This window comes from Clostridium sp. Cult1 (genome assembly GCF_021655095.1).
In the GTDB taxonomy this organism is placed as follows: Bacteria; Bacillota; Clostridia; order Tissierellales; family Tepidimicrobiaceae; genus Schnuerera.
In genome coordinates this window covers 1,071,456-1,090,616 of record NZ_PPXW01000001.1, presented here as the reverse complement: position 1 = coordinate 1,090,616, position 19,161 = coordinate 1,071,456, and the positions used below count along the sequence as shown (strand labels likewise).

15 protein-coding genes, 1 tRNA gene and 1 pseudogene are annotated in these 19,161 nt (G+C 32.6%); 1 reads left to right on the top strand and 16 read right to left on the bottom strand.

Annotation, left to right across the window (positions count from 1 at the left end; translation table 11 throughout):
* Positions 1-13: 13 nt before the first annotated feature.
* The 12 genes from yihA to C3E89_RS05265 all read right to left on the bottom strand — a co-directional run bounded on the left by yihA (position 14) and on the right by C3E89_RS05265 (position 14,385).
* Complete coding sequence (yihA, locus tag C3E89_RS05320) at positions 14-622, bottom strand: ribosome biogenesis GTP-binding protein YihA/YsxC (protein ID WP_236911438.1); 609 nt, start codon at positions 620-622, stop codon at positions 14-16.
* Positions 609-2,969, bottom strand: coding sequence for an endopeptidase La (gene lon / locus C3E89_RS05315; RefSeq protein ID WP_236911437.1), 2,361 nt, complete (start codon positions 2,967-2,969; stop codon positions 609-611). The genes yihA and lon overlap by 14 nt, the downstream gene beginning before the upstream one ends.
* Positions 2,970-3,096: 127 nt before the next feature.
* The gene (gene clpX, locus C3E89_RS05310; protein WP_236911436.1) at positions 3,097-4,377 is read right to left on the bottom strand and encodes an ATP-dependent Clp protease ATP-binding subunit ClpX; all 1,281 of its coding nucleotides are present in this window, start codon (positions 4,375-4,377) and stop codon (positions 3,097-3,099) included.
* A 19-nt stretch (positions 4,378-4,396) separates the two neighbouring features.
* Entirely contained in the window at positions 4,397-4,981 is a 585-nt protein-coding gene (gene clpP, locus C3E89_RS05305) for an ATP-dependent Clp endopeptidase proteolytic subunit ClpP (RefSeq protein WP_236911435.1), read from the bottom strand.
* A gap of 16 nt (positions 4,982-4,997) precedes the next feature.
* Complete coding sequence (gene tig / locus C3E89_RS05300) at positions 4,998-6,287, bottom strand: trigger factor (protein WP_236911434.1); 1,290 nt, start codon at positions 6,285-6,287, stop codon at positions 4,998-5,000.
* A 159-nt stretch (positions 6,288-6,446) separates the two neighbouring features.
* A tRNA-Leu gene (locus tag C3E89_RS05295) sits at positions 6,447-6,530 on the bottom strand.
* A 164-nt stretch (positions 6,531-6,694) separates the two neighbouring features.
* Positions 6,695-6,886, bottom strand: coding sequence for a hypothetical protein (locus C3E89_RS05290; protein ID WP_236911433.1), 192 nt, complete (start codon positions 6,884-6,886; stop codon positions 6,695-6,697).
* A gap of 22 nt (positions 6,887-6,908) precedes the next feature.
* The gene (locus C3E89_RS05285; RefSeq protein WP_236911432.1) at positions 6,909-8,471 is read right to left on the bottom strand and encodes an oligopeptide/dipeptide ABC transporter ATP-binding protein; all 1,563 of its coding nucleotides are present in this window, start codon (positions 8,469-8,471) and stop codon (positions 6,909-6,911) included.
* Positions 8,464-9,456 carry an ABC transporter ATP-binding protein gene (locus tag C3E89_RS05280; RefSeq protein ID WP_236911431.1) on the bottom strand — a complete coding sequence of 331 codons (993 nt, stop codon included), beginning with the start codon at positions 9,454-9,456 and terminating at the stop codon, positions 8,464-8,466. The genes C3E89_RS05285 and C3E89_RS05280 overlap by 8 nt, the downstream gene beginning before the upstream one ends.
* Positions 9,457-9,468: 12 nt before the next feature.
* Entirely contained in the window at positions 9,469-11,310 is a 1,842-nt protein-coding gene (locus C3E89_RS05275; protein ID WP_236911430.1) for an ABC transporter permease subunit, read from the bottom strand.
* A gap of 13 nt (positions 11,311-11,323) precedes the next feature.
* Entirely contained in the window at positions 11,324-12,310 is a 987-nt protein-coding gene (locus C3E89_RS05270; RefSeq protein WP_236911429.1) for an ABC transporter permease, read from the bottom strand.
* Positions 12,311-12,471: 161 nt separating this feature from the next.
* Complete coding sequence (locus tag C3E89_RS05265) at positions 12,472-14,385, bottom strand: ABC transporter substrate-binding protein (RefSeq protein WP_236911428.1); 1,914 nt, start codon at positions 14,383-14,385, stop codon at positions 12,472-12,474.
* Between the two features lie 495 nt (positions 14,386-14,880).
* Between C3E89_RS05265 and C3E89_RS05260 the strand changes: the two genes are divergently transcribed.
* Positions 14,881-15,042: a hypothetical protein gene (locus tag C3E89_RS05260; RefSeq protein ID WP_236911427.1), complete on the top strand. Its 162-nt coding sequence runs from the start codon at positions 14,881-14,883 to the stop codon at positions 15,040-15,042.
* Between the two features lie 14 nt (positions 15,043-15,056).
* Here the strand turns inward: C3E89_RS05260 and C3E89_RS05255 are convergent, their stop codons facing one another.
* The 4 genes and pseudogenes from C3E89_RS05255 to C3E89_RS05240 all read right to left on the bottom strand — a co-directional run.
* Entirely contained in the window at positions 15,057-15,890 is an 834-nt protein-coding gene (locus C3E89_RS05255) for a DegV family protein (protein WP_236911426.1), read from the bottom strand.
* A 16-nt stretch (positions 15,891-15,906) separates the two neighbouring features.
* On the bottom strand, positions 15,907-17,253 hold the full coding sequence (glmM, locus tag C3E89_RS05250; protein WP_236911425.1) for a phosphoglucosamine mutase: 1,347 nt from the start codon (positions 17,251-17,253) through the stop codon (positions 15,907-15,909).
* Positions 17,254-17,386: 133 nt separating this feature from the next.
* Positions 17,387-18,736, bottom strand: a complete 1,350-nt coding sequence (locus tag C3E89_RS05245; protein WP_236911424.1) for a CCA tRNA nucleotidyltransferase — start codon at positions 18,734-18,736, stop codon at positions 17,387-17,389.
* A gap of 221 nt (positions 18,737-18,957) precedes the next feature.
* Positions 18,958-19,161: pseudogene (locus C3E89_RS05240) on the bottom strand (beta-ketoacyl-[acyl-carrier-protein] synthase II); the annotation flags it as partial.

The following is a 19,161-nucleotide window of genomic DNA, read 5'->3' as shown; positions in this document are numbered from 1 at the left end:
TCAGAGCAGCTATCTACCTAGATTGCTGCTCTTTGTTTTTTATAAGAATTTCTTCAAAAACATGCCATGCCTTATCCTTATTTATTTTTTTTGATGAAGAATAAGGTATGATCAAGCTAGACTCCTTTACTTTCAATTTGTTTTTAATAATTTTAATATTGGATTGATACTTTCCTTTTGATATTTTGTCTGCCTTTGTTGCTATAACTATTCCTGCAAAGTTAAAGGTTTTTATCCAATTATACATTAATATATCCTGTTCTGTTGGTTCATGGCGTATATCCACTAATTGAATTACTTCAATTAAATTCTTTCTTGTATTCAAATACTCCTCAATTATATATCCCCATTTTTCTTTTTCTTTTTTAGAAACTTGAGCATATCCGTATCCAGGCAAGTCCACAAATCTAAATTCTCCATTTATATTGTAGAAATTTATGGTTCTAGTTTTTCCAGGTTTACTGCTAGTTCTAGCTAAATTTGTCCTATTTAACATAGAATTTATGAAAGAAGATTTCCCTACATTAGAACGACCAGCAAAAGCTATTTCATATAAATTCTCATCAGGATATTGGGTTTTGTTAACAGCAATTTTTTCTAATTGAGCATCAGTTATCTTCATTTTTATTATCCTCTTTTAATAATGCATGTTCTAAAACTTGTTCCATATTTTCTACTGGAACAAAGTCCATCTTTCTCCTGATCTTCTCAGGTATTTCTTCCAAGTCTTTACAATTTTCAAAGGGTATCAAGACTTTTTTAATACCTATTCTATTAGCAGCCAAAGCCTTCTCTTTAATACCACCTACAGGTAATACTCTACCTCGCAAAGTAATTTCTCCAGTCATAGCAATATTGCTATTCACCGGTCTATTGGTTAAAGCTGAAATTGCTGCTGTTGCCATAGTTATTCCTGCCGATGGGCCATCCTTTGGAATTGCTCCTTCTGGTACATGGACATGAATATCCATTTCTTTATAGAAATTGTTATCTACGCCTAATTTATCTGAGTTAGCTCTAATATAGCTAATGCCAGCCATGGCCGACTCCTTCATAACATCACCTAGTTGGCCTGTTAATTGAAGTTTCCCAGTCCCTTTCATAGAATTTACCTCAATAGAAAGAGTGTCTCCACCAAAAGCAGTCCATGCTAAACCCGTTACAACGCCTATTTGGCTTTCCCTTTCTCCTATATCATATCTGTATTTTTCTATCCCTAAGTATTTATGGAGATTCCCCTTATTTACTTTGACTTTTTCTACATTAGATTCAACGATTCTCTTTGCAGCCTTCCTGCATATATTTGCAATATTCCTTTCTAAATTCCTTACTCCAGATTCTCTGGTATAATTGTTAATTATACTTCTTATAGCTCTTTCAGAAATAGTTAGATTACCCTCTTTCAATCCATGTTCTTTGAGCTGCTTTGGTAAAAGGTGGTTAGTAGCAATTTTTAATTTTTCCTCTTCAGTATAACCACTGATTCTAATTACTTCCATCCTATCCAATAAAGGTGTAGGTATTGAATTTACAGTATTAGCTGTAGTAATAAAGAGTACTTTTGATAAGTCAAAAGGCAGTTCTAAAAAATGGTCTGTAAAAGTATTGTTTTGTTCTGGATCTAAAATTTCTAATAAAGCACTAGCTGGATCTCCTCTATAACCATTACTTAACTTATCGATTTCATCAAATAGAAAAACTGGATTTTTAGTACCTGCCTTTTTAATTGAAGAAATAATTCTGCCAGGCATAGCTCCAACATAGGTTCTTCTATGGCCTCTCATCTCAGCTTCATCTCTTACTCCACCTAATGACATACGGATAAATTTTCTGTTTAAAGACTCTGCTATAGATTTGGCAATAGAGGTTTTACCTACTCCTGGCGGCCCTACTAAACATAGTATGGGACCTTTCATATTTGTAGCCAATTTTCTTATGGCAATGAACTCCAATATTCTTTCTTTTACATCGGTAAGGCCATAATGATCTCTATTTAAAATATCTCTTGCCTTTTTGATATCAACTTTATCCTTCGTTTCCTTATCCCAAGGTAGTTCCACTATCCAATCTAGATAGGTCCTGATAACTGCAGTTTCTGCTGAGTGAGGAGACATTCTATCTAGCCTTTCTATTTCCTTTAATGCTTTTTCCTTAACTTCCTTAGGCATTTTTATCTTTGCAATTTTAGTTTTATATTCTTCTATTTCCTCACCTAATTCATTTTCTTCTCCTAACTCCTTCTGAATTGCCCTTAACTGTTCTTTTAGGTAATATTCCTTCTGCACCTTAGTTATCTGTTTCTTAACCCTTTGATTAATTTTTTCCTCTATCTTCAACAATTCAATTTCTTCCTGTAATATCTTATGAAGTTCTTCTAAGCGTTCATAAAAATCAAAAGTTTCAAGTATCTTTTGATGACTTTCAATTTTTAGGTTAATATAAGAAGCGATTACATCAGCTAGTCTCCCTGGATCTTCAATGTCTGTAACAGTCAATAAAGTATCTGGAGATATTCTACGGCTTAAAGTTAAATATTCTTCAAAATCATTGATTACCAATCTCATAGCTGCTTCTATCTCTTTATCTAAAATGATATCTTCAGGATTATAGGTAAACTCTTCCACTACAACTTCAAAATAGTCTTCTTCCTTAATCAATTCTGCAACTCTTCCCCTATTTATTCCCTCAACTAAAACTCTTATACTCCCACCAGGTAGTTTTAACATCTGCTTTATCTTTGCAATAGTTCCTATATGATAGAATTCCTCTAAAGATGGATCTTCTACTTTAGCATCCTTTTGAGTACATAAAAGAATTAGGGAGTCATCTATCATAGCCTTTTCTAACGCTTTAACAGATTTCTCTCTTCCTACATCAAAATGAATAACCATGTGAGGAAATACGGACATACCTCTTAATGGTATAAGGGGTATAGTTTTGTTTTGTACAACATATGGGTTCTTGTACATAACCTCACTCCTTTTATCTATGAATAATCAAAATCAATTATAATCAATTTTGTTATTATTATAATATATCACAAATTTTAATAAAAACTAATGATAAAAAAAGCTCACCAGACTGTGAGCCTTTTATTTATGATGCAGATTCCTTGTTATCCTTTTTTTTAGCTCTATTTTTAGCCTTTCTTTCTGATAACACTAATGTTGGTTCTCCATTAGATTCAATGGTTTCTTTAGTAATTAGACATTTCTCGATCTCTTCTCTAGATGGAATATCATACATAATATCCAAAAGGGTCTCTTCAATTATACTACGTAACCCTCTTGCTCCTGTTTTTCTATCAATAGCTTTTTGAGCAACAGCTTTTAATGCCTCATCATCGAATTCTAAATCTACTCCATCCATATTAAATAATTCCTTGTATTGTTTTACAAGAGCATTTTTAGGTTCTGTTAATATACTTACAAGGGCTTCTTTGTCTAATTCTTCTAATGTAACAATTACAGGTAATCTACCAACGAATTCTGGTATCAATCCATATTTCAATAGATCTTCTGGTTGTATATGTTTTAATAATTCACCAATTTTTATGTCTTCTTTGCTCTTTATTTCAGCACCAAATCCCATAGATTTAGTACCAACTCTATTTTGAATTATTTTATCTATACCATCAAAGGCTCCACCAACTATGAATAAAATATTGGTTGTATCTACTTGGATAAATTCTTGATGAGGATGTTTCCTTCCTCCCTGAGGTGGAACATTGGCTACCGTTCCTTCAAGAATTTTAAGAAGGGCTTGTTGTACTCCTTCACCACTTACATCTCTCGTAATTGATGGATTTTCTGTTTTACGAGCAATTTTATCTATTTCATCTATATATACTATGCCCTTTTCTGCTCTTTCTATATCATAATCTGCAGCTTGGATAAGCTTTAGAATAATATTTTCCACATCTTCGCCAACGTATCCAGCTTCTGTTAAAGAAGTTGCATCTGCTATTGCAAAAGGCACATTCAGTATTTTAGCCAACGTTTGAGCTAGTAAAGTCTTACCAGAACCTGTTGGCCCAATCATAACAATATTAGATTTTTGCAATTCTACATCATTGGTTTTAGACGGCTTTCTATTTATTCTCTTATAATGATTATATACTGCAACGGCTAAAGCCCTTTTCGCTCTTTCTTGTTTTATAACATATTCATCTAAAGTTTCTTTTATCTTTGCAGGCTTTGGTAGCTCTCGCATCTGGTAATCGAAACTTTCAATAAACTCTTCGTCTATAATCTCTTGACAAAGTTCTATACACTCATCGCAAATAAACACATTTGGTCCAGCGATAAGTCTTCGTACTTGGTCTTGGGGCTTCCCACAAAAAGAGCAACGAAGCTGTTTATCATCATATTTTGCCATTATGACACCTCACTTAATTTTATTTTCTTGATTGTATTACCTCATCTATTATACCATATTCTTTAGCTTCCAAGGCGGTCATAAAGAAATCTCTGTCTGTATCTCTAGCAACTTTTTCTAATGGCTGACCAGTCCTTTCACTTAATATCTTATTTATTAATTCTCTAGTTTGAATTATCTTTTCAGCATGAATCCTAATATCTTCAGCTTGACCCTGAGCCCCTCCTAAAGGTTGATGTATCATAATGTCAGAATTAGGTAGTGAAAATCTTTTTCCTTTTGCCCCTGCTGTTAGCAAAAATGCACCCATACTAGCTGCCCTACCTATGCATATAGTAGATACATCTGGTTTTATATACTGCATGGTATCATATATTGCAAATCCTGCACTAACTGAACCTCCAGGGCTATTTATATAAAGTTGTATATCCTTATCTGGATCTTCAGCTTCTAAAAATAATAGTTGAGCCACTATTAAATCAGCTGTTACATCATTTACTTCTCCGCCAAGAAATATTATTCTTTCCTTGAGAAGTCTAGAATATATATCATAGGATCTTTCCCCTCTATTAGTTTGCTCGACAACAACGGGAACTAATGCCATACATACCCCTCCTAAATTAATTTATTTTAGCATTATTTACTAATAGTTCTATAGTCTTATCCCTCATTATACCCGACTTAAGGTATTCTAAATCTCCTTTTTTCATATTCTCCTTAAATTTATCTATATCTTCTTGATTATATTCTTTAGCTAATTTTTCTAACTCTTTATCTATATCATCCTCTGTAACTTCCAATTTTTCTTCCTTTGCTATAGCTTCAAGAATTAAATCCGTTTTAATCCTTTTTTCTGCTACAGGAGTTATTTGCTCTTTAAAGGACTCTATATCCGTATTTGTTAATGCGAAATATTGATTTATGTCTAATCCTTGTAGTTTTAATCTATAGTCAAATTCATTTACTTCATTTTCCACTTGATGCTCTACCATTACATTTGGTATATCTACTTCTGATCCTTTAACTACATTTTCAATTATTTTATTTTCCAATTCCACCTTTTCTTTTTCTTTTGCCTCTTTTTCTAATTTTTCCCTAATGCTTTCTTTGTATTCTTCTAATGTATCATATTCACTTACATCTTTAGCAAATTCATCATCAAGTGTTGGTAATTCTTTTTCTTTTACTTCATTAATAGCAACTTTAAATACGGCTTCTTTTCCTCGTAAGCTTTCTTCAAAGTAATCTTCAGGGAAGGTTACTTTAACGTCAACTTTTTCTCCCTTTTTCTTACCCTTTAACTGTTCCTCAAATCCTGGAATAAATCGATTAGCGCCAATTTCTAATTCTTGATTTTCTGCCGTACCACCTTCAAACTGTTCTTCATCTATATAGCCTTCAAAATCTATTGTAAGTATATCTCCTTCTTTAGTTTCCCTATCTCCTGCATCAATAATCCTTCCATTCATTTCTTGAACAGTCTTTAATTCCTTATCTATGTCTTCATCTGTAACATTATACTCTACTTTTTCAACTTCTATACTCTTATAATTTCCCAGTTTAACTTCTGGTTTTATGGTCACTTCTACCTTAATAATTATAGGTTTCCCTTTCTCTAATTGTTCAATATCTACATCTGGAGTATCTACTGGTTCTAATTCCAATTTTTCTATAGCTTCATCGTATGCTTCTGGTAAAAGAATATTCAATGCTTCCTCATAAAATACACCTTCACCATAATTCATTTCGATTATCTTTCTTGGCACTTTTCCTCTACGAAAACCTGGTATAGTAAATCTATTTCTGTTTTTCAAATATGCTTTTTGAATAGCTTTTTCAAATTCATTCTGGTCGATCTCAATATTAAAAAAAGCTTTATTTTTTTCTTTTTTTTCTAAAACCGAATTCATTATACTGTCCTCCCTAAACTTATTATTTGTTACATTTAAAACTAACCTATTATACCATAAAATTATACCATATAAAATATTATTATCCAATCAATATGTATTATATCATAACCTGATTGAATATGAAAAAAACCAATGGTATAACCACTGGTTGTGTTTTGGTGCGGGAGAGAGGACTTGAACCCCCACGTCAAAGACACTAGATCCTAAGTCTAGCGCGTCTGCCAGTTCCGCCACTCCCGCTTATGAAAATTCCTACCTTATTATTATAGCATGTTATTATTTTATGTCAATAATTTTTTTAAAATTTCTATTGCAATTTTTTGGCTGAGTCAAAGGTGTTTTCTAACTCAGCCAATGTTTTTTTGTAATATTTTCACTCAGTTCTCCAGTTTTTTAAATTTTACTCAAATTCTTGATATTAACATCATTACAATAGCTAGAACTAGAAAAATAGGTGCAAAAACTAAAGCTGCGGAAAGCACTAGGGCTAGAATATCTCTTCTTTCAAAATCCATATCTGAGTCACTGTTTGCTTTATTTTTATTTTTTTCTTTGAGCCAATTCATAGCCCTGTCAACTTTCTTTTGAAACATCATAATGATTCATGCCTTCCTATTATTAATCTTCTACATTAAGTTTATGATGACATGCTACAAAATGACCTGGCCTAGCTTCTTCAAATACAGGTACAACATTTTCACATATTTCTGTAGCATATTTACATCTTGTATGAAATTTACATCCAGAAGGCGGTTTAATTGGACTAGGTACATCACCTTCTAGGATTTGTATTTCCCTTTTATGATCAACATCAGTAGTTGGAATTGCAGAAAGAAGAGCTTCAGTATATGGATGCATTGGACGACCGTATAATTCACCCGTTTCAGCCAACTCTACAATATTTCCAAGATACATAACCCCTACTCTATCACTAATGTATTTGATTACACTTAAGTCATGGGAAATAAATAAATAGGTTAAGTTTTCTTTTTCCTTTAAATCCAATAGTAAATTTATAATTTGGGATTGAATAGAAACGTCTAAGGCGGATACAGCCTCATCACATACTATAAATTTCGGTTTTAATGCTACAGATCGAGCTATTCCAATACGCTGTCTTTGTCCACCGGAGAATTGGTGTGGATAACGATGGACAAAATAGGATGCCAATCCGCAATCATCCATAACTTCTAAAATATAGTCTTGTATATTTCTATCTCCTTTTGCAAACATTTTATGAGCAAATAACCCTTCGGATATTATTTGTCCTACAGTAAGCCTTGGATTTAAAGAAGAATACGGATCTTGAAATATTAATTGTAGATCCTTTCTCAAATGTCGTATCTCTTCCTCGGTCAACCTGGCTAAGTTAATCCCCTTGTCTTTATGCCTTTCATGTTTTTCAAAATCTGGATGATTTCGATATTTATCCATAATTTTTTCAATTTCAATATTTATAGCATCCAATTCTTTCTCAATTTTATTAAGTTCCTTCTGGGTATTTTTTATATTATTCATCTCTTTTTCAATTGCATTCTTTATCTCTTCTTTATCTTTCCCTTTTTCTTCTAGCTTAGATTTTATACCTTCAATTTTTACTTGTTCAACATCAATTTTATTTCTAAGTCTCCTAGCTTCTACATCATGATTATATTGTTTTAATAGAACTTGAGACACATTGTCTAAATCATCCGCTACCATAAGCCCGCCAATTAATTGAGCCAAGTCAAAGTATAATATTCTTACTTCTTTTTCGATTGCACGAAGTTTTTCTAACGCTTGATATTTTTCATCACCTTCTGGTAATTCTTCATATTTCTGTTGGGCTTCCTTTTCCTTTTCCTGTAATTCCTTTAAAGTTCTCATTTGAGTTGAAAGATTCTTCAAAGTATCTAATACATATTTAGGAGCCACATCACTAATATCACGACCATAATAAATAGTACGCCCATCTGTTTGATCATATAGTTGCAAAAGAGTTCGACCCAAAGTAGACTTACCACAACCACTTTCCCCTACCAATCCTAAAGTTTCCCCTTCATAGATATCTAATGTTATATCTTCATTAGCTCGGACATATAACTGTTCCTTATCAAATAATCCTTTCTTCTTTAAGGGAAAATATTTCTTCAAGTTTTCAATTCGTATTAATACATTTTTTTCTGAAGTTTTTTTAGCCATTGGATCTCACTCCTTTCTTTGGATAGAAGCAAAGAATTTCATGCCCTTCTTCTACCTCTGTTAATTCTGGTTCTTCTTCATGGCACCTACTTGTAGCGTATTTACATCTAGGTGCAAACTTACATCCTTTAGGAAGGTTCAAAGGATGAGGCACTGCCCCAGGTATAGCTTCTAGCCTAACTCCACTAGGCGTGTCTAATCTTGGAACAGAAACCAATAAACCTTCAGTATATGGATGAGAATATACTGTTTTTGGATCAAAGATAGTCTTTGCCCCTGCCTTTTCAACTACTTGACCACAATACATAACAGCTACATCATCAGCCATTTCATTGATAACGCCTAAATCATGAGTAATAAATAAGATAGATGTATTAATTTTTTCCTTTAATTCATTCATCAATTTTAATATTTGAGCTTGGATAGTTACATCCAACGCGGTAGTAGGCTCATCAGCAATTAAAAGCTTCGGTACACACGCTAGAGCCATAGCTATCATAACACGTTGTCGCATACCTCCAGAGAGCTGGTGAGGATATTGCTTTGCGACGGATTCGGGATTAGGTATCTTTACTAAAGATAACATTTCTACCACTTGTTTTGCCGCTTCTTCTTTACTCATCCCTTGATGTATAATAAATGGTTCCGAAACCTGCCTTTCCACTGTAAAAACTGGATTTAAAGAAGTCATAGGTTCTTGGAAAATAACAGATATATCATTACCTCTAATTTTAGCTATATCTTGTATAGAAGCTTTAGCTAAGTCTTTTCCATCAAATAATATTTCTCCATCAGCTATATATCCATTGCCATCTAAAAGTTTTATTATGCTCATGGCAGATACACTTTTTCCACTTCCACTTTCACCTACAATCCCAAGGGTTTTTCCAGGTTCCACAGAATAGGAAACGCCATTTACCGCTTTGACAGTTCCTTTCTTAGTCTTAAAATAAGTATGCAAATTTCTAACTTCTAATAATGCCATCTGATCTTCCCCCTAACGTTCTTGAGATTTTGGGTCAATTGCATCACGTAAGCCATCACCTACTACATTAACGCAGATGACGCATATACCTAATACAGTGGAAGCAAAAACCCATCTCCACCAAAAGTTTTGAATAACTATACTATTATTTGCTCCGTATAACATATTACCCCAGGTTGGTTGTGGCGCTTGAACACCAAAACCTAAATAAGATAAAGTTGCTTCAGTCAACATGCTAGATGCAAAAGATAGAGCAGCTGATACAATGATAACTGAAATAACATTGGGTAAAATATGCTTAAATACAATATTTCTCTCCTTAATACCAAGGGATTTAGCAGCTATTACATATTCCTGTTCACGAACTGAGAGAACCTGGGCACGGACTAGCCTTTGAAGTCCTGGCCAAGATAAAAACCCTAAAATTACCATAATTAAATAGGTCCTCTGTTGTGATGTCATTGCATTTCCTATTAAAGCGGATAGAATCATTGCAAAAGGCAAGAAAGGTAAAGATGCTACCATTTCTGAAATTCTCTGTAAAATCATATCTATCCTTCCACCAAAATAGCCTGAAACGCCTCCCACAATTACACCTATAATAGTAGATATAATTACGGCAACAGCACCTATGGTCATGGACATACGCCCACCATGTAGCAATCTAGTAAAAATATCTCTTCCTAATTCATCTGACCCTAATAAATAACCTTTTAAACCCCATGTATATACTTGCCCATTTTCGTCAATAGCATAGTTCTGATAGAAGTCTGTGTAAAATCTTTCTATATTAGCATTTGAAACTTTTTGAGGAACTGATGACTGATTATAATTGTCTGCACCCCATGATAATACAGCGCCATCCTCAGTTAATGCTGTATAATGATATCTACCACCTTGAACAGATACTATCTTACTATCAGTTTCGGGAACAAGTCCTTCTCCCTTTGTAGATAGATTGCCCCATACAAATACTTTTCCTTGATCATTCACCGCAGCAACAGTAGCTGCTGTTGTAGCTATATCTATTACATTCCCCATGTTTTCAGGAATATTGGAATATGCATTTTGCTGAGTACCAAGATAAACCACTTCTCCATCAAAGGTAAGACCTATAACTGAGTCTGATGTTACTGCGATTTTTTTCAATTGTCCTTGGTAAGGATGGAATTCATTATAATCATTATTCATAATATTACCAAAGTAATAATTATAACCATCCTCAGTCAAAATAATAGAATTCTGGTAACCAGCAACAATATCTGAAATATTGCTTAGTTGGGCTACCTCTTTTGGAATTGAGCCTTGTTTTTGTCGATTATTTCCCCATGAAATAACTTGTCCTTGATCATTTAAAGCTAATATATGGTCATAGCCTGCAGCAACTTTAACAATTTTCCCCATATCCTTAGGAATATGCTTTAAGTCGATTGTACCACTTATTCTTGTTTTACCCCAAATATATACTTTTCCTTCTGTAGATACTCCAACGCTAAAAGTAGGCCCTATAGCTATGTCTTCTATATTATCCTTTAATGCATCTGGTACTTTCATAAAATCTCGACCTGGTCCTATATCCTTTTGACTACTTTCTGAAAAGGATAGATCGATAGGGTGGACTAAAGGCCCAATTAGTACAATTGCAAATATTAATAGAAATATAGATAAAGCCGTCATAGAGACCTTATCATCTTTAAATGTGTTTAAAATTGTCTGCCAAGGGCTTTGAATATCTTCTTCCTCTAATATATTCATTTTTTCCTTTCCACCAAAAAGATTCGTAAAGAGAAGGTGAAGAAAGTTCTTTTTCTTTTTATCTTTTTTCTTATTATCACTAGCTTGTTTTATGCTCATATCAATACCTCCTCTACCGGTCTACCCTGACACGGGGATCTACAAAGCCATAGCTTATATCGGTAAGTAAATTACTAAGTAAAGCTACTATAATATAAAGCATTTGTATAGCTAAAGCTACTTGATAATCCTGCTCTGTCAATGCATCAATATAAAATTTCCCCATACCATGTAATCCAAACATTCTCTCAACTACCATAGAACCAGAAAAAATACTCATAAGCCATCCTATAATTAAAGTAATAACAGGTAGCAATGCATTTCTCCATGCGTGAGAATAGATAACAACTTTTTCTCTCAATCCTTTTGCTCTAGCAGTTTTTACATAATCCATACTCAATGCATCTATCATCGCTGCACGAACATACCTAGTCATACCAGCAAGAGAACCTATTATTACAACAGTTACTGGCAATACTAAATACTTAAGTTTATCCATAATAATGTCAAATCCTGTACCTTTAAAATTAGGTGTTGCCATTCCACTTACTGGAAACCAGTTTAATTTTACCGCAAAAAGGAATATAAATAATAATGCAATAATAAACACCGGGATACTATGTCCAACTACAGTTAATACTTGTACCGTTTTATCAAAAGGTGAATTTTGTTTTATGGCACATTGAATACCCAAAGGTATGGTTATAGCAAGTACAAAAAGTATAACGAATACATTCATTTTTATAGTGAATTTTAATGGTTGCTTTATTACATCCTTTACAGGTTGTTTATAAACTTTAGATATTCCTAAATCTCCTTTAAGTACACCACCAATCCACTTTCCATATCTAATAATCAATGGATCATCTAATCCTAATCTTTGTCTTGCTAATTCATATCTATGTTGATACTCCTCCGGTGTAAGAATATCTTTTAAATGTTCAACTTCCATCCTAGCAGGGTCTCCAGGTATTAAATTATATAGGAAAAATAAGATAAGAGACATGAAAAAGAATACAAAAATCATATACAAAATCCTTTTAAATATATATTTCGTCATATCATTACCTGCCTTATTCTAAATTATTTTTGTTTTAAACAAAATACCACTTATTCATAGTTTTCTTTAATATGTTAATACAATAAAGTTTTCCGTATTATGGAGAAATAGGGTATTTTCATACCCTATTTCTCTAAATATACTGATTATTTTTTTATAGTTTATTCTGTTACATATGAGTAAAGAAGTGCATCATCTACTCTTATAAGCGCATTCATATCATAGTTTTGCAATTTATCATTGTAGAAATCATGATATAGATTTGAATATAGTGGTATATCAGGCATTAATTCGTTCCATCTTACGATAAAGTCTACAAATTTTTCTTTAAATCCTTCTCTATCGTCAGGCTCAGTTAAAACCATAGCCTTTGCAAGATTCTCTAATTGTTCATCAATAATATAGTTATCATTCAATCCTTGTTTTAATAAGTTAGGATCTGTTGTATATGCTGTAGTTAAATCGTAACGTGGAGTATAATTTGTTGCTAAGTTGAACATATGGTAAGTAGGAACTCCATATTCAGCACCTTGAGATCCGTCACGATATAAGTAGTTTAATAATTCTCCAAAGGTCATAACTGTTTGGTTAATCTTTATTCCTGCTGCAGCTAAGTCAGGGTTTTCTTGTAATTTTACTACTAGTAAGTCAGAAAAAGCGTTTTGCTCAGAAGAAGCCCATTCTAATACAAGTGGCATTAATTCACCGTCTTCTGTTTTCTTATAACGTACACCTTCTTTGTATTCATTTCCATTTTCATCATATATCCATCCGTCTTCTTCTAATAATTTAATAGCTTCATCAAGACTATATGGATATTGATTTAATTTTTCATTTAACTCAGCCTTGTTTTCTTGGTAGAACCACATGGATTCACCATAAGGCCCATTTACAACTGTTCCAAATCCACCAGTAAATGATTTGGCAAAATCATTTCTATCTATAAGATGTGCAAGTGCTTTACGAACTGCTGGATATTGAGTAGGACCAAAATCGCAAACCAATGTTAATTTACCATAGCCAGCACGTGGATATTCAGTAAAGGAAAATCCACCCTTATCAACTAAGTCAAGTCCAGCATTGATCTCGTCTCCACTAGCCATACCAGATAGTAAATCTACTGATCCTGTAGCCAATTCATCTATTGCTGTTTCTTGAGTTACCTTCTTGTATATAATTGTTTCAATCTTTGGTTTCCTACCTTCCCAGTTTCCAGGATACTTATCATTTACATGAAGAACTGCAGTCTTAGACGCTTCATCATAACTTTCCAATACATAAGGTCCAGTTGCAGGATATATACCAAATCTAGCTTCATTCATTTTTTCTTCATAATTTTCTACAGTAAAGTTATCTGAGAAATAACATCCATTTCCATCATCTTTTATTTCTACTGTTTCATCAGTCCAATAGGACAATTTATGAGGTACAAAGCTTACAAGTGTTAATTCAAAGAAGTATGGTAACTTATCTGCTGCAATAGTAACAGCAAAAGTTTTTTCGTCAATTAAGTTAACACCTGGGAATTCCTTTGTCTCACCCTTTGAAAATTCGCTCCATCCTTTAAGATATTGACCGTAAGTATTGTCAGCTCCCATGTCCCCTACTTGCTTTGAAGACCATAGCATTGGTCCTGTTACATAATCAAGAGCAGTAATAGGGCTCCCATCATGATAGGTTAAACCATCTTTAATGGTAAATGTATAAGTCTTAGAGCCATCTTCATTTTCTGTAGTTTCATAACTTTCTACCACAGTTTCATTAATTAGATACTCACCTTCAAAGGTCATATCTACTATTCCAGATCCAACCATGAAATTATAAACATCATAGTCTGCTGCGTTGTTTTGCCAATAAGGAATCCAGTCCCCCGTTAGCTCTGTAGTGTTACCTATGATTATTTGTCCCGTAGGTTCTTCTGGCTCTGCAGATGTATCATCAGCTGCAGGCTCATCTGTTACTTCTGTTGGTTCATCGCTTTCAACATCGGCAGGTTCCTCTGTTTTACCACAGGCTGCCATAAAAACTGTCAGCAGAACTACCAATGCTAGTAATAGCGATAACTTTCTTTTCATTAAAATACTCCCCCTTTAATTCATTTTTTTGAATATTATTAATATAGTGTATTATACCATCATTAAGACATTTCTGTCAATGAAAGGTATAAGACAATACTATTAAAAACCAGGTAAAAAAGAGAGAAATAGTTCTTAAAAGTTAAAATAAGAATATTAAGGTCCATTTACTGGACAAAACAAAGATAATTATATATTTAGGTAATTGATAATGTATAAATCCAAATCCTCTTTAATAAGAATATTCTATACTGATTTGAAAATCCCTTCAAATTTTTATGTCGGTGTTTGTCGAATTATTTAACTATTTTAAATATATATTATATTATCACTATTATAACATATACTATATTAATATGCTAAGTATGCATTTTTCTATTTATTTATTTTTTATAATATAAATTATGTTAATTTTTCGTAATATATTAATTTTAATAAAGGATTTTTTGATCCTATATTTAATTTAAGTAAGTATAAAGTATTTGGGGTGGTGTTGTGGATAGAGTTGAGTATGAATTATGTGAACTATGTACCGATTTTTTGTTGTTATTGGATACTTTAAGAAAGGCAGAGAAGATATCTCAAGTTGAGTATGAATCACATGTTAAGTTTAAAAAACTGTTTATCCACCAAAAAAAGAACAAACTCTCTATATAGAGAGTTTGTTCTTTTTAAAAGGCCAAGATTATTCCTCCATCGTCTGCATAAGCAGTACTTAATCCTGCTGTTTCAACGATTATAATATCTTTAAAATTATATGTCTTTTGTATCTCTTTCTTTAAATGTTCAGCCTTTTCCAAGGCATTGCAATGAGCTATACCTAATATCTTTTCTTCTATTTGTTCTCCCTGTTCTCCAATAATCTCTATCAATCTCTTAAATGCTCTCTTGCTTCCTCTTACCTTTTCTACTAATCTAATAGTACCGTCATCATTTGAACCCATAACAGGTTTTATAGATAATTTAGTTGCTATTTGGCCTATAACCTTGCCTATGCGACCTGCTTTAATTAAATTATCCAAAGATTCTAATATAAAAAACGTCTTCATCTCTTTTATATATTCTTCAGTTTTCGCAATTATATCATTTCTATTATAATTTTTTTGTATTAGATCAAAAATTTTGATACTTACTAACGTTTCTCCAATGGAAGCACTTAAAGAGTCAAATACATGAATAAATTTATTTCCCTTTTCAAGGGCAATATTTTTAGCCAATACTGCGTTGCTGTAAGTACTGCTTAATGCTGAAGATAAGGTTACTACAAATATATTTTCTGCCTTTTCGTATTCTCTTAAAAAATCTCCTGGTGAAGGGCTAGATGTCTTTATTGGATTTTTGCTATTTTTCATTGCTAATATCAATTCTTTCACATTTAATGTATAATCATCAACAAAGGTATACTCCTCTACATCTATCTTCAATGGTACTAATCCTATATCCAATTTATCCTTAAGTTCATCATTTAAATCACAGCTACTATCTGCAACAATTCTATACTCCATTTCATCACCTCAATTTCTACTTCCGTAGTCTTTCCTCAATTAGTCTGGCTAATCCTTTGGCAATATCTTCGATTTTTTTTCTATCTTTTCCTTCTATCATAACTCTTACAAGAGGTTCTGTTCCAGAAGGTCTTATGACTACTCGTCCTTCTCCATGAAACATTTTCTCTATCTTTTCTATTTCAAACTTTATCTTTTCATCTTCAAGATATGAGTTTTTTAACTCATTTTTTACTTTTGCATTTATTAGAACTTGAGGAAAATTTGTCATTATACTATTTAGTTCAGATAGCTTCCTTTCTGTTTCCTTCATGACTTGAATTAATTGGAGTCCTGTCAACAATCCATCGCCTGTAGTATTGTGTTCTAAAAATATTATATGTCCAGATTGTTCGCCGCCTAATACATATCCATTAGCAAGCATCTCCTCAAGTACATATCTATCACCAACAGCAGTTTTAACAATATCTATATTCTTGCTTTTTAAATACACATCTAATCCCATGTTGGTCATTACTGTGCCTACTACTACATTATTATTAAGTTTTCCATTATCATGTAGATGAGTTCCACAGATTGCTAAAATATGGTCTCCATCAACAATATCACCATTTTCATCTACAGCTATCAGTCTATCTCCATCTCCGTCGAAGGATAATCCGATATCTGCCTTAGTTTCCAATACTAGGGATTGGATCATAGAAGGATTAGTAGAACCACATTCAACATTTATATTTCCTCCATTTGGCTTATCGTTGATTACTATTATTTCAGCATTTAATTTTTCTAGTAATTTAGGTGCAATTTTATATAGAGCTCCGTTACCGCAGTCAACGGCTACTTTAATTCCTTTTAAATCTCCCTTTATAGTAGATTTCAAATGGTCAATATAATAATTATACCCGTCTTCTTCTATAATAGTATGTCCAACATCCTCTTTAATGGGTCTTAAAGGTATTTCTTCATTATTAAGTATTAATCTTTCAATTTCATCTTCTACCGCATCATTTAGTTTATATCCATTACCATTAAAAAATTTTATTCCATTATATTCTACTGGATTATGAGAGGCAGATATAACAATTCCTGCTAAAGCATCATATTTTCTAGCTAAATAAGCAACAGCTGGAGTTGGTACTACCCCTAAAGTTATTACGTCTAAGCCAATAGAACAAATCCCAGCTGTTAGTGCCGCTTCCAACATATCGCCTGACTTTCTAGTATCTTTACCAAGAACTATTCTACCCTTCTCTCCTTTTGACAGTATATAGGCTCCCGCTCTTCCAACCTTAAAAGCTAACTCTGGAGTCAATTCTTTATTTGCAATTCCTCTTATTCCATCTGTTCCAAATAACTTCCCCATTTTATTACCTCCTAATTCAGATTATAACAGTTCAATAATATCATAACCTTTAACAATGTACAATGCACAATTCACAATGTACAATTTTGGGATCGTAGAGATTATTTTAGTCTGATCCCAAAACATAAGTTTACTACTTTGCAAGATTTGATGAATATTTATCCAAAACAATATTTTTTAAAATCCCCCTATCGTTAAGTTCTGGTTCTTCAATTATCTTATCTAATAAAAATTCTAATATTTCGCCAATTATGGGACCTTGTTCAAATCCTAACTTTATTAAATCTTTACCATCTATATGCATTTGTTCTATCTTATAAGCTTCATCTTTTTCTAATATTTCTTTTATCCTATTTCTTCTTTCAATTATATGATCAACATTGGCTTCTTTGTTAGAGCATTTAATATCCGCTATTTGAAGTTCTATTAGATGAAATACTTCCTCTTCACCTAGCCTTCTAATTAATCTTTTCAAGCCTTTATCTTTAAAATTTGCGTGATGATTCATATGTTCCTTAACCAGATTATATACTTCCTCTATAAGATTATTTGAAGCTTTAAACCTTTTTAATACCTCTTTAGATATTTCCGCTCCTAATTTATCGTGCCCATAAAAATGACCTATTCCTTCTTCATCCATTGTTAAAGTATAGGGTTTTCCTATATCGTGAAATAATGCTGCTAATCTTATCTGGATTACAGATGGAGTGTTGTCCAAAACACATAATATATGATTATATACATCCATTTCATGATGAGGATTATATTGTTTAAATCCTATAGCAGGAATTATTTCTGGTAAAATCACCTTCAATACTCCCATTTTTTCTAAAATTCTAATACCATAGGATGGAATTTGGTTGAGAAGGAGTTTGTAAACCTCATTAAAAATCCTTTCCATACTAACTTTTTTAATATGAGAACTATATTGTTTCCCAGCCTGAAATGTGGATTCATCAATTGTAAATTCAAGCTGTGATGCAAATCTCGCTGCCCTTAATATCCTAAGATAGTCCTCATTAAACCTTTCTTCTGGATTTCCCACCGTCTTTATTATCCGTCTTTTTAAATCTTCTCTACCTTCAAAAGGGTCTAAAATTCCTTTAGTCTTATTATATGCTATTGCATTAATAGTGAAATCCCTACGACTTAAATCATCTTTTACATCTGAACAAAAGGATACCCATTCTGGCCTCCTGCCATCTAAATACTTACCTTCTTTTCTAAAAGTAGTTATCTCTACATCTCCTTTTTCTTGAGATACTATAATTGTTCCAAACTTTTTACCTATATCAATAGTCTTAAAATTAGAAAAAACAGACTCTATTTCATCAGGAGATGCGCTAGTAGCAATATCATAATCTGTAGGTGTTTTTCCTAAAAGCATATCTCTTACACTACCACCAACTAAATATGCCTCATAGCCTTTTCTTTCTAATCTTTCAATTATTAATTCCACATAATCTGGAATATCCAATGTCATAACATCACTCCATGATCACCATATTATATCTAAGTATAACATAGTATAAGTTGAAGACAATAAGTTTATTCAATGAGAAAACGTCCTAAGGGTTAGGCTATAAGCACACCCATTAAAATACATTAAGGTAGCGAAAGCTCTCAGGTTTGAGATCCTTCGCTACCACCTAGGATAACAATATAATGTGTTTAATGCCCTCTCGATACTCGAAAGGTTTTTATTTATTCCATGTATTTTTTTAGCAATATTGAAGCATTATGCCCTCCAAATCCTAAGGAATTGGATATTGCATATTTTATATCCCTTTTTATTAAAATGTTTGGAGTATAGTTTAAATCACAGCTTTCATCTGGATTTTCATAGTTTATAGTAGGGGGTATTATCCCTTCCTTAATGGCTAATATAGTTGCTATAGCCTCTATTCC

Bases quoted from the DNA above. Each gene is read 5' to 3' on its own strand.
- yihA (WP_236911438.1), bottom strand. From the start codon at position 622: ATGAAGATAACTGATGCTCAATTAGAAAAAATTGCTGTTAACAAAACC.
- lon (WP_236911437.1), bottom strand. From the start codon at position 2,969: ATGTACAAGAACCCATATGTTGTACAAAACAAAACTATACCCCTTATA.
- clpX (WP_236911436.1), bottom strand. From the start codon at position 4,377: ATGGCAAAATATGATGATAAACAGCTTCGTTGCTCTTTTTGTGGGAAG.
- clpP (WP_236911435.1), bottom strand. From the start codon at position 4,981: ATGGCATTAGTTCCCGTTGTTGTCGAGCAAACTAATAGAGGGGAAAGA.
- tig (WP_236911434.1), bottom strand. From the start codon at position 6,287: ATGAATTCGGTTTTAGAAAAAAAAGAAAAAAATAAAGCTTTTTTTAAT.
- C3E89_RS05290 (WP_236911433.1), bottom strand. From the start codon at position 6,886: ATGATGTTTCAAAAGAAAGTTGACAGGGCTATGAATTGGCTCAAAGAA.
- C3E89_RS05285 (WP_236911432.1), bottom strand. From the start codon at position 8,471: ATGGCTAAAAAAACTTCAGAAAAAAATGTATTAATACGAATTGAAAAC.
- C3E89_RS05280 (WP_236911431.1), bottom strand. From the start codon at position 9,456: ATGGCATTATTAGAAGTTAGAAATTTGCATACTTATTTTAAGACTAAG.
- C3E89_RS05275 (WP_236911430.1), bottom strand. From the start codon at position 11,310: ATGAGCATAAAACAAGCTAGTGATAATAAGAAAAAAGATAAAAAGAAA.
- C3E89_RS05270 (WP_236911429.1), bottom strand. From the start codon at position 12,310: ATGACGAAATATATATTTAAAAGGATTTTGTATATGATTTTTGTATTC.
- C3E89_RS05265 (WP_236911428.1), bottom strand. From the start codon at position 14,385: ATGAAAAGAAAGTTATCGCTATTACTAGCATTGGTAGTTCTGCTGACA.
- C3E89_RS05255 (WP_236911426.1), bottom strand. From the start codon at position 15,890: ATGGAGTATAGAATTGTTGCAGATAGTAGCTGTGATTTAAATGATGAA.
- glmM (WP_236911425.1), bottom strand. From the start codon at position 17,253: ATGGGGAAGTTATTTGGAACAGATGGAATAAGAGGAATTGCAAATAAA.
- C3E89_RS05245 (WP_236911424.1), bottom strand. From the start codon at position 18,736: ATGACATTGGATATTCCAGATTATGTGGAATTAATAATTGAAAGATTA.